Origin of the sequence: Bradyrhizobium pachyrhizi, assembly GCF_001189245.1 — a bacterium.
In the GTDB taxonomy this organism is placed as follows: domain Bacteria; phylum Pseudomonadota; class Alphaproteobacteria; order Rhizobiales; family Xanthobacteraceae; genus Bradyrhizobium; species Bradyrhizobium pachyrhizi.
Genome location: NZ_LFIQ01000116.1, coordinates 179238 through 190364, shown reverse-complemented (window position 1 = coordinate 190364; position 11127 = coordinate 179238). Strand labels below are relative to the sequence as shown.

Below are 11127 nucleotides of genomic sequence, written 5' to 3'. Positions count from 1 at the left end.
CGTCGTCGGCATGGATTGGGGCGGCACGTCGACCTTCCAGGCGCTTGCCACGGCGCCATCGGCGATCAAGGCCGCCGTGGTGATGAACACCGCGCACCCCGTCACGTTCTCAAGCATCAGGAAGGATCCCGACGCCGTTCGATCGCTGTTCCATTTCTATTACTTCCAGCTCCCCGGCGCCGACTCGTCGGTCAATGTCGAGGGACTGCCGTTCGTCGATTATCTCTGGCAGCTGTGGTCGCCGGCGTTCAAGGACGACGCGCATCTCCGCTCGATCAAAGAGACGCTGTCGTCTCCCGGCACCATGACGGCGGCGCTCAAATATTATGGCGGCCTGTTCCACGCGGGACGCGAGCGCTGGCTGCCGATGAACGAGATGCATACGCCGACGCTGACCATCTATGGCAGCAACGATCCGACGGCCAGATATGCGGCGAAGGAAGAGCCGTTCTTCAAGGGCCCCTATCGACGCATCGTCCTGACCGATGTCGGCCACTTCCCGCACCTCGAGCGTGAGGCCGAGGTCACAGGTCTGATCATGGACTGGTTCACAACGCACGCCGCCGACTGAACGGACGCCGCCACCTGCGGCCGCGTCAGCCACCATCTTTCGAATTCTCTGACCAGGAGTGCGCGCAATGGACGCCACGACACAGCAGCACTACGCCGAAGCGTTTCACCTACTTCACAAGCGGGGCGATCCGCTTGTCCTGTTCAACGCCTGGGACGTCGCCACCGCCAAGGCGATCGCGAAAACCTCGCCGGCGGTGGCGACCAGCAGCGGGGCGGTCGCGGCCGCACTCGGCTACGCCGACGGCGAAAATGCCCCGCTCGACATCGTGGAAAGCCTGGTCTCGCGGATGACCGCGTCGGTGCCGGTTCCGGTGTCGATCGATCTGGAGGCGGGATATGGCGACACTCCGGATGCCGCCGCGCATTCGGCGGCGAGGATCCTGAAGGCCGGCGCGATCGGCATCAACATCGAGGACGGGCTTGTTGGCGGAAAGCGGCAGCTCGTCGCTCCGGAGCAGCATGCCGCGAAGATCAGGGCGGTGCGGGACGCCGCGCAGAAACTCGGCGTTCACCTCTTCATCAATGCGCGAACCGATCCGTTTCTGCTGAAGTTCGGCTCGCCCGAGCAATGCCTGAATGAGGCGGCGAGACGTGCGAAGGTCTATGCCGATGCGGGCGCCGATGGAATTTTTGTGCCGGGGCTCACCGAGCTTGCGCTGATCGAGAGATTCGTTCAACTGACGCCCCTGCCCGTCAACATCATGGTGACGCAAGGCGTGCCCGAAATCGGCGAGCTCGCCCGCGCGGGTGTTCGCAGGGTGAGCCTTGGACCATGGCCCATGATGGCGGCAATGCGTGTCATCGGACAGGCGGCCGCCGCGTTCGCCACGAGCAAGCAATACGGCGCGTTTCTACAGCCCAACAGTTGAGCCCGTGAGCGCATGCGATGCCACGGTCCGGCCGGACCATTCGGTCCGTGCCGGCCGGACTACCAGGTTCATGAGCGAATGGCTCATTCGATCACTTCGTCTGCGCCGCTGACGACTGAAGGAGAGAACTCGTGGCCGAGCAGTTTGGCGGTCTTCAAGTTGATGACGAACTCGACCTTGGTGACCAGCTGGACCGGAAGATCAGCAGGCTTCTCACCTTTCAGAACCCGGCCGGCGTAGATGCCGGCGCGTCGATGCGACTGCACGAAATCTCCGCCATAGCTCATCAAGCCTCCGGCTGTCGGGAAATCCCGGGTCTGCGTGACGGCGGGAACACGATACTTCAGTGCGAGATCGGCCAATCGCCGGCTGCGAAATGCAAAATAGGGATCGGAGGTGAAAACAAGCGCGTTTGTCGACTCTCTCGCTACGGAAGAGAATACGGATTCAAACTCCTCTTCCTTGCTTGCCCTCAATATCTGCAGATGGACCCCCAAAGTTTCGGCAGCGGCCTGAAGCCTCTGCAGTTGCGAGCCGGCGGTTGGACTTGTCGGGTTGGTCACGACCCCCAACGTTTTCGTCGCCGGCAGGAGTTCGTGCATCAACTCGAGCCGCTTCGGCGACACGTCGACGCTCAGGCTCGAGATTCCCGTGATGTTGCCTCCCGGCCGCGACAGGCTATCCACCACACCCAGCTGAACGGGGTCGCCGCCCATCTCGAAAACGATTGTCTTGGTGACGCCGGCCGCCTTGGCGGCAAGCGCGACGGGCGCGCCGCCGGGTGCAACCACCACATCGACGTCGCGCGCGATCAATTCGCCGGCCAGTGCAGGTAACTGGGCATATTGCCCATTGGCCCATCGATACTCGATCGCAACGTCGCGGCCCTCGACAAAGCCGGCTTCACGAAGTCCCTGGTGAAAAGCCTTCAGCCGGCTGCCGAACAACTCCGGCGATTCCGGACAAAGATAGCCGATCACAGGCATCGACGGCTTCTGCGCCCGCGAGGATGTGGTCCAAGCCGCGGCGGCGGCCATCAACAACAGGACCTCACGGCGGCTGCCGCGTCCGTGGGATGTGGCTGCACGAGAATGAGCGCAACTCATGCTCTATCGACCCGCTGGCGTTCGCCGTCGGCGGAAGTATATCCCACGATCCGAAACCAGTCGCCAATGGACTGCACCGAACCGCTCCGGCCGGCATCGGCCGACGCACATCAAAAAGATATTCCGAACACCGGAATGGCGTCATCGAAACCCTTGATTTGTCGACTCCCGATATCCTGCAGGGAGCGTTTGCCTCTGACGCTTGCGGCGGTCCCTGCGTCCATCAGGATTTCCCCATCTGCGGCAGATGCGCACAGGCGGGCGGCGAGATTTACGACACTGCCGATGGCCGTGTAATCGAGCCTGTCTTCGTAGCCGATCCGCCCGACCGTCGCCGATCCACTCGCAAGCCCTATTCCAAAGCCAACCTGGTAGCCCCGCGACCGCCAGCCGCCGATCAAGCCCTGCACGCGCTTCTGCATTTCGGTCGCAAGATCGACGGCTCTCAGCGCCGGCTCTTCGACCGGCACGGGTGCGTTCACCAGCACCATCAGCCCGTCTCCCGAGAAGCTGATGAGCGTTGCTTCGAACCGCGCAATGACCCTGCCCAGAACCTCATAATATTCGGACAGCACGCTCATGACTTCCTCGGGGGCGACGCCCGCGGAAAACGCGGTGAACCCGCGCAAGTCACAGAACACAACGACGACGTCAGTGCGGCGGCCGTCCAGCACGCTGTCATCGCCGGCACGGTCGACGAGATCGGCGACTTGAGGCGCGAGAAACCGCTTGAGCTTCGCGATCCGCTCCTGGTGCTGCTGCGCCAGGGCGAGTTCGCCAGCCATCCTGTTGAAGCTGCTTGCCAGACGCTGAAATTCGTCACCGGTCTGGATCGAAATGCGGTGCTCGAACGATCCGGCGCCGATCCGCTCCGTCCCCTCCTCAAGCAGCCTGATCGGCTCGGTCATTCGGTGCGCGAATGCATAGGCGAGCAGCCCAGCAAATACGGTGCTGCCTGCGAGAAGCACTGTGGTCCGTCGCAACGCGGCGTAGATCGGGGCGTAAGCCTCGGAGAGCGGCTGCGCCACCACGACGGTCCAATCGGGACCCGCCACCGGAGCCGCTCTGGCGGCAACCGGACGTCCCTGTCCGTCCCGGCCCGTCGCAAAGCCCGCTCCCGGGCCGATCGCGTCGCGCATGGTGCGAAACGGCTGAGAGGTTGTTTCTTCCAGCCCGCGGAGGACGAGGCTGATGTCGGGATGGGCAATGAGACGGCCCGGCCGGTCCAGCACGAAGGCGAGGCCGGTCTCTCCCACCTTGATCGCCGATACGACATCCCAGATCAGCTTGAGATTGACTTCGGCGATGACTGCGCCGACCGCGGATCGGTTACCCACGAGCGCAATGGTCAAATACGGTTCTGAGCCTCTGTTGTAGCTGACATCGCTGAACCAAACCTGGCGCGCATGGGCGCCGACCAGCGCAGGTTCAGCCGATCGGTCGGTCCGACTTTCAATTCGATTGAGGCCGACCCGTGAGACGTAGAGACGCTCCAACCCATTGTTGTCGATGAGTGTCAGGCTGACGACGGCCGGCGCCTGGCGAAACAGACGCAACGCATCGGTTCGGCGCCCCTCGTCGGCCTCGTCGGTCCAGGGAAGCTGGACCAGCCAGCCAAGCTGGCTTGCAATGTCGGAGATGAAGTTATGGATTTCAGCGGCCGCGGAAGTCGCCTGAACGCCAAGCAACTGGTCCAGCCTTGCGCGCTGATCGCGGTAACCGAACCAGGCTTCGATCGACCCGTTGATCACGAGCGGAAACGCGACGGCCAGAAACAGTGCGAGAAAATACTTTGGGAAGAGGCCGCGAAACCGATCTCGGACAATCATGCCCTGATCCCTGAAAATGCGACGGATATATCGATATGCGAAATGAAGCCTTGAAAATGTAGCCCCGGCGCTGCCGCCAATCGGCATGTTCTAGCATAGAGCGTCGTTTTAGGCCGTAATGGGGCTGTTGTTCGACCCGACCAAAGGACGCAGCCGGCTCCGGCCGCCATTTCGCTTGCGTCGGCCCCTGCAAAACCCTGGCCCTATAAAATTCCGGCATAGCTGGGCGAGCCAGATGCGAAGAGAATAAACCCCTGACCTGGCTTAAAGCCAGCGCTGTGAGGACGCGCCCATGCGCGTCCCGTACCGAGGCCATGATGGACCAGATTGCCGTTCACCAGGACAGCGCGACCAGCCGGGACTGGCCGGTTGCGATCTACCGCACGCTGAAGAGCTTTGGCGTGGCGCAGGTGTCCTACGTTCCCGATGCGGGACATTCCAAGCTGATCAAGCTGTCGCACGCGGATGCCGATATCAAGACCACGGTGCTGACGACAGAGGAAGAGGGCGTGGCGCTTTCGGCCGGCGCCTGGCTCGGCGGCGACCGCGCGGTGCTGTTGATGCAATCGAGCGGCGTCGGCAATTGCGTCAACATGCTGTCGCTGATGGCGAGCTGCCGTTTCCCGCTGCTCACGCTGGTGACGATGCGCGGCGAATGGGCCGAGTTCAATCCCTGGCAGATCCCGATGGGCCGGGCGACGCCGCAGGCGTTCGAGATCATGGGCACCACCGTGCTGCGGCTGGAGAACCCCGATGACGCCGAGGAGGTGATCTCGGCCGCCGCCTCGCTCGCCTATGACGGCGACCAGCAGGTCGCGGTGCTGATCTCGCAGCGGATGATCGGCCGCAAGAAGTGGACCAAGGAGACGCACTGATGTCGGCATCAACAGGCACTCTCGATCGCCGCGCCGCCGTGAAGGCGCTGCTCGCCGAGCGCGGCGATTTGCTCGTGATCTCCGGGCTCGGCTCCTCCTCCTACGACGTGTTCGACGCCGGCGAGCATCCCGGCAATTTCTATCTGTGGGGCGCGATGGGCGGCGCGGCGATGGTCGGGCTCGGCCTTGCGCTGGCGCAGCCGAAGCGCCCGGTGCTCGTGATCACCGGCGACGGCGAGCAGCTGATGGGGATCGGCAGCCTGCTGACGATCGCGACCAAGCAGCCCGGCAATCTCTCGATCGCGGTGCTCGACAACGGCCATTTCGGCGAGACCGGCATGCAGCCGAGTCACTCCGGCCTCGGCGCCAGGCTCGAAGTGATCGCCGATGGCGCGGGCATCGGCAATGTCTGTGAGATCGCCGACATGGCCGGCATCGAGAAATTCCGCACCAGCCTGCGCGATCTCGGCGGCGGCCCGCGGCTGGCGCGGATCCGGATCGCGGCCGGCGAGGTCGAGCGCGCGCTGCCGCCGCGCGACGGCACCTACCTGAAGAACCGCTTCCGCGGCCATCTCGGCTTCAAGGTGAGCTGATGCGAAGCCGCGCTCAGGCGAGCTGGATATCCCAGAGCCCCTCGGCGCGCAGCGCGGCGACCTCGTCGCGCAACAGCTTCGCGATCAGCGTCATCGCGTTGGAGCCGGGATGCTCGACCGGCGAAGCCAGGGTCAGCTCGCGCCGCGGCGCCGGCCGCGCGATGGCGGCGGTCTCGAGCCGGCCCTCCGCCACCTCGGCGCGCACCGAGGACGGCGGCAGCAAGGTATATCCGAGCCCCTCCTCGACCAGGCTGGTCAGCACGCGAAACGAATCCGCCTCGAGCTTGACGTCGAGATCGATCTTCTTCTTGGCCGCGGCATGTTCGAGCAGCGCACGGAGGCCGTGCGAATGACTTGGCAGCACCAGGCGCTGGCGCATCAGCCAGCCGAAGTCGACCTGCTTCTTCGGCTTCAGCCCGCTGCCGCGCGGGCCGACCGCGACAATGCTGTCGCGGCCGAGGCTCTGCACCGCCAGATGCAGATCGACCGAAGGGCCGTAGATCACGGCAAGGTCCATCTCGCCGCGATGCAGCCACTCGACCAGATGGCCGCTGTAGCTCTCGACGATGCAGAGCGAGATGCCGGGATAGCGCTCCACCGTGCGCCGCGCCAGCCGCGCCGACAGCACGCAGCTCACCGTCGGCACCAGCCCGAGCACGACGCGCCCGGACGGTGCGCCGCCGGCGGACTGGATGTCGTCGCGGATCTGGTCGATCTGCCGCACGATACCGCTGGTGCGCGCCAGCAGCAGCCGGCCGGCATCCGTCAGCACCATGCCGCGGCCGTTGCGCGTGAACAATTCGGTGCGCAGCTCGTGTTCCAGCAGCTTGATCTGCCGGCTCAGCGCCGGCTGCGCGACCCGCAAGGTATCGGATGCCTTGCTCAGGCTGCCGAGTTCCGCGACGCACGCAAAGGTCCTAAGCTGGCGGAAATCCATACTTGCCAATCCTGGAAGGCAGGTTCATACGCTATAACAAAACAGCATAGGGAGTTTACCGGGGCCCCACAACAGCGAGCGATTTGCCCGCAACCAGAGCCATTTCCGTTCCCCGCTTCGCTCGAACACGCTCTGGCGCAACCTCTCGGCAAGACGAAACAATGACCGCACACGATCAACACATCGACGACCATTCCGACATCCGCGACGCGGTGGCCAAACTCTGCGCGCAGTTTCCCGGCGAATACTGGCGCAAGCTCGATCGCCAGATGGCCTATCCGAAGGAATTCGTCGATGCGCTGACGGAGGCGGGCTATCTCTCGGTGCTGATCCCCGAGGAATATGGCGGCGCCGGCCTGAAGCTGTCGGCGGCAGCGGCGATCCTGGAAGAGATCCAGCGCGCCGGCTGCAATGGCGGCGGCTGCCACGCCCAGATGTACACGATGGGCACCGTGCTGCGGCACGGCAATGACGCGCAGAAGGCGAAGTATCTGCCGAAGGTCGCAACCGGCGAGTTGCGGTTGCAGGCGTTCGGCGTCACCGAGCCGACCAGCGGCACCGACACGTCGTCGCTGAAGACCTTCGCGCGCCGCGAGGGCGACCATTACGTCGTCAACGGCCAGAAGATCTGGACCAGCCGCGCGGAATATTCCGACCTGATGGTCCTGCTGGCGCGCACCACGCCGAAGGAGCAGTCGAAGAAGCGCACCGACGGGCTCTCGGTGTTCATCGTCGACATGCGCGAGGTGAAGGGCAAGGGGCTGGAGATCCGCCCGATCCGCACCATGATGAACCATGCCACGACCGAAGTGTTCTTCACCGACATGAAGGTGCCGGCGGAGAATCTGATCGGCGAGGAAGGCAAGGGCTTTCGCTACATCCTGTCCGGCATGAACGCCGAGCGCATCCTGATCGCGGCCGAATGCGTCGGCGACGCAAAGTGGTTCATCGCCAAGGCGACCAACTACGCCAAGGAGCGCAGCGTGTTCGGCCGACCGATCGGCCAGAACCAGGGAATCCAGTTCCCGGTCGCCAAGGCCTACGCCTCGATGCGCGCGGCCGAGTTGATGGTGAAGGAAGCCACCCGCAAATATGAAGCCGGTCTCGACTGCGGCGCCGAGGCCAACATGGCCAAGATGCTGGCGGCGGATGCGTCCTGGGAAGCGGCCAATGCCTGCGTGCAGACCCATGGCGGCTTCGGCTTCGCCGAGGAATACGACGTCGAGCGCAAATTCCGCGAGACCCGGCTCTACCAGGTGGCGCCGATCTCGACCAATCTGATCCTGTCCTACGTCGCCGAGCACGTGCTCGGCATGCCCCGCTCCTACTGAGTTCCTTGATCATGCTGCCGCTTGAGGGATTGACCGTCATCGCCGTCGAACAGGCGGTTGCCGCGCCGTTCTGCTCGTCACGCCTCGCCGACGCCGGCGCCCATGTCATCAAGATCGAGCGGCCCGAGGGCGACTTCGCCCGCGGCTACGACGCCGCCGCAAAGGGCCAGAGCAGCTATTTCGTCTGGCTGAACCGCGGCAAGGATTCCGCCGTGGTCGACCTCGCCACCAAGGAAGGCCGCGCGCAGCTCGAGGCGCTGATCGCCGGCGCCGACGTGCTGCTGCAGAACCTCAAGCCGGGCTCGATGGACAAGCTCGGCTTCTCGCGCGAGCGGCTGCGCAAGGATTATCCGAAGCTGATCATGTGCACGATCACGGGCTATGGCGACACCGGCCCCTATGCCGACCGCAAGGCCTATGACCTGTTGATCCAGGCCGAGAGCGGCCTTGCCTCGATCACCGGCGGCCCCGAGGGCGCCTCGCGCGTCGGCATGTCGATCGTCGACGTCGCGACCGGCGCCACCGCGCATGCCGCGATCCTCGAGGCGCTGATCGGCCGCGGCCGCACCGGAGACGGTGCCGACATCCGGATCTCGATGTTCGACGTGATGGCCGACTGGCTCACCGTGCCGCTGCTCAATGCCGAGGACGGCAAGTCGCCGAAGCGGATCGGCCTCGCCCATCCCTCGATCGCGCCCTATGGCGTGTTCCGCTCGAAGGACGGCAAGGAGATCCTGATCTCGATCCAGAGCGAGCGCGAGTGGAAGACGCTGTGCGCCAAGGTGCTGGGCCAGCCCGGCCTCCCCGACGATCCGCGCTTTGCCAACATGGTCGAGCGCGTGCGCAACCGGGTGCTGACCGACGGAATCGTCAGCGACAGCTTCGGCAAATTGACGCGCGAGGAGCTGCTGGCGAAGCTTGCCGAGGCCGACATCGCCTTTGCCGAGGTCAACAGCATGGACGACCTCGCGAAACATCCGCATCTGCGCCGCATCGAGGTCGACACGCCGAACGGCAAGGTCAGCTATCCGGCGCCGGCCGCGATCGTGGTCGGCGAGGACAGGCACTACGGCAAGGTGCCCGCGATCGGCGAGCGCACCAGACGTTCCTGAAATCCCTCCTGCCCGGGCAACACAATCATGAGCGACAAACTCGACCTCGATCATCTCCGCCAATGGATCGGCAAGACCACGGAGGCCTCCGACGTCGTCACCAAATATCTCGTGATGGGGCTGCGCGCGACGCTGTTCCAGGAGATCGGCGAGCCGAAGGCCGGTGACGCCGCGCCGTGGACCACGCATTGGTGCCTGGCGCAGCCGGTGTTTCCTATGTCGCAGCTTGGCCCCGACGGCCACCCGACCCGCGGCGGTTTCCTGCCGCCGGTGCCGCTGCCGCGCCGGATGTGGGCCGGCGGCGAGCTCGAATTCTTCGACAGCCTGCGCATCGGAGATGAGGCCAAACGCACCTCGAAGATCGTCGACGTCACGGTCAAATCGGGCTCGACCGGCACGCTGTGCTTCGTCTCGGTCAATCACGAGGTGACGACCCCGCGCGGCCTTGCCGTGCGCGAGCGGCAGGACATCGTCTATCGCGAGATGACGAGCACGCAGGGCGCTGCGCCCGCCAAGGCACCGCCGCCTCCGCCGGTCGCGCAGCACCGCGAGAGCCACGTCTCCGACCCGGTGCTCTTGTTCCGCTACTCGGCGCTGACTTTCAACGGCCATCGTATCCATTACGACCGCGACTACGTCACCAAGGTCGAGGGCTATCCGGGGCTGATCTTCCACGGCCCGCTGCAGGCTTCCTTCATCGTCGAGTTCGCCGCCAAGCTGCGCGGCGGCAAGCCGCCGAAGAAGCTCGCCTATCGCGGCGTGCAGCCGCTGTTCGAGGGCAGCGAGTTCTCGATCAATGCCAGCGACAAGGACGGCGGGATGGAGCTGTGGACCGCGAACGCCGAGGGCCAGCCGACCATGAAAGGCACGGCGACCTGGTAACGCGCGAGCACGACGCGCGTCATAATGCGAGAGAGTAAAGAGGCGCTTTCATCGGCGCCTCGTATTCCTTATTGTGATCGCGTTCATCCCTGGATCGCAGATCATGAGTCGCTTCTGGAGTTCGGTCGTCCACAATCTGTCGCCATACGTGCCCGGCGAGCAGCCGAAGATCGACGGCCTCATCAAGCTCAATACCAACGAAAATCCCTACCCGCCGTCGCCGCGCGCGGTGGCGGCGATCACGGCGACCACGGATCGCCTGCGGCTCTATCCGGACCCGCGCGCAACCGCGCTGCGTGAGGCGATCGCGAGGCGCTACGGCGTCACGGCGGACGAGGTGTTCGTCGGCAACGGCTCGGACGAGGTGCTGGCCCACGCTTTCCCGGCGCTGCTGAAGCACGATGCGCCGCTGCTGTTTCCCGACATCACCTACAGCTTCTACCCGGTCTATTGCCGCCTCTATGGCGTCAGCTACGAGACCGTGCCGCTCGACGCAGCGATGCAGGTGAACCTTTCCGACTACCGGCGGCCCGGCAGCGCCATCCTGCTGTGCAATCCGAACGCACCGACCGGCACCGCGCTGCCGCGCGCCGCGATCGAGGCGCTGCTCGCCGAGCATCCCGACCGGCTGGTAGTGGTCGATGAGGCCTATGTCGACTTCGGCGCCGAGAGCGCCGTGCCGCTGGTCGCGCACCACGACAATCTGCTCGTGATCCAGACGCTCTCCAAATCGCGCGCGCTGGCCGGTTTGCGGATCGGCTTCGCCATCGGCCAGCGCCCGCTGATCGAGGCGCTGGAGCGGGTCAAGGACAGCTTCAACTCCTATCCGCTGGACTGCTTCGCGCTCGCAGGCGCGGTCGCGTCCATCGAGGACGAGGCGTGGTTCGAGGAGACGCGGCAACGCATCATCAGGAGCAGAGAGGCGCTGGTCCGTGGCCTCATTGAGCTGGACTTCGAGGTCCTGCCGTCGCAGGCGAATTTCGTGTTCGCCCGCCATCCCAGCCATCGCGGCGCCGATCT

General features: G+C 64.9%; 11 protein-coding genes. 8 read left to right on the top strand and 3 right to left on the bottom strand.

Annotated elements, in window-relative coordinates; all coding sequences use genetic code 11:
* The coding region (locus tag AKL29_RS45910) for an alpha/beta hydrolase family protein (RefSeq protein ID WP_244482532.1) at positions 1-571 on the top strand (571 nt) is incomplete at its 5' end.
* 67 nt (positions 572-638) lie between these two features.
* Positions 639-1442 (top strand): isocitrate lyase/PEP mutase family protein, encoded by an 804-nt coding sequence (locus AKL29_RS31850; RefSeq protein WP_050386894.1) that lies wholly within the window; start codon positions 639-641, stop codon positions 1440-1442.
* Between the two features lie 83 nt (positions 1443-1525).
* Here the strand turns inward: AKL29_RS31850 and AKL29_RS31845 are convergent, their stop codons facing one another.
* Complete coding sequence (locus AKL29_RS31845) at positions 1526-2479, bottom strand: ABC transporter substrate-binding protein (protein WP_050386893.1); 954 nt, start codon at positions 2477-2479, stop codon at positions 1526-1528.
* Between the two features lie 179 nt (positions 2480-2658).
* Positions 2659-4377 (bottom strand): cache domain-containing protein, encoded by a 1719-nt coding sequence (locus tag AKL29_RS31840; RefSeq protein ID WP_050386892.1) that lies wholly within the window; start codon positions 4375-4377, stop codon positions 2659-2661.
* Positions 4378-4691: 314 nt separating this feature from the next.
* On the opposite strand from AKL29_RS31840, the gene AKL29_RS31835 reads away from it, so the two are divergent.
* A complete protein-coding gene (locus tag AKL29_RS31835; RefSeq protein WP_092090087.1) occupies positions 4692-5252 on the top strand; it encodes a thiamine pyrophosphate-binding protein in 561 nt (186 codons plus the stop codon).
* Positions 5252-5845, top strand: a complete 594-nt coding sequence (locus AKL29_RS31830; RefSeq protein ID WP_050386891.1) for a thiamine pyrophosphate-dependent enzyme — start codon at positions 5252-5254, stop codon at positions 5843-5845. Before AKL29_RS31835 ends, AKL29_RS31830 begins: the two co-directional genes overlap by 1 nt.
* 13 nt (positions 5846-5858) lie before the next feature.
* Here the strand turns inward: AKL29_RS31830 and AKL29_RS31825 are convergent, their stop codons facing one another.
* Positions 5859-6782, bottom strand: coding sequence for a LysR family transcriptional regulator (locus AKL29_RS31825; RefSeq protein WP_050386890.1), 924 nt, complete (start codon positions 6780-6782; stop codon positions 5859-5861).
* A gap of 161 nt (positions 6783-6943) precedes the next feature.
* On the opposite strand from AKL29_RS31825, the gene AKL29_RS31820 reads away from it, so the two are divergent.
* The 4 genes from AKL29_RS31820 to AKL29_RS31805 all read left to right on the top strand — a co-directional run.
* A complete protein-coding gene (locus tag AKL29_RS31820; RefSeq protein ID WP_050386889.1) occupies positions 6944-8113 on the top strand; it encodes an acyl-CoA dehydrogenase family protein in 1170 nt (389 codons plus the stop codon).
* Between the two features lie 11 nt (positions 8114-8124).
* Positions 8125-9225, top strand: a complete 1101-nt coding sequence (locus tag AKL29_RS31815; protein ID WP_050386888.1) for a CaiB/BaiF CoA transferase family protein — start codon at positions 8125-8127, stop codon at positions 9223-9225.
* A 27-nt stretch (positions 9226-9252) separates the two neighbouring features.
* Positions 9253-10107 carry an HTD2 family dehydratase gene (locus tag AKL29_RS31810; protein ID WP_050386887.1) on the top strand — a complete coding sequence of 285 codons (855 nt, stop codon included), beginning with the start codon at positions 9253-9255 and terminating at the stop codon, positions 10105-10107.
* A gap of 103 nt (positions 10108-10210) precedes the next feature.
* On the top strand, positions 10211-11127 hold a 917-nt coding region (locus AKL29_RS31805; RefSeq protein ID WP_244482539.1), incomplete at its 3' end, for a pyridoxal phosphate-dependent aminotransferase.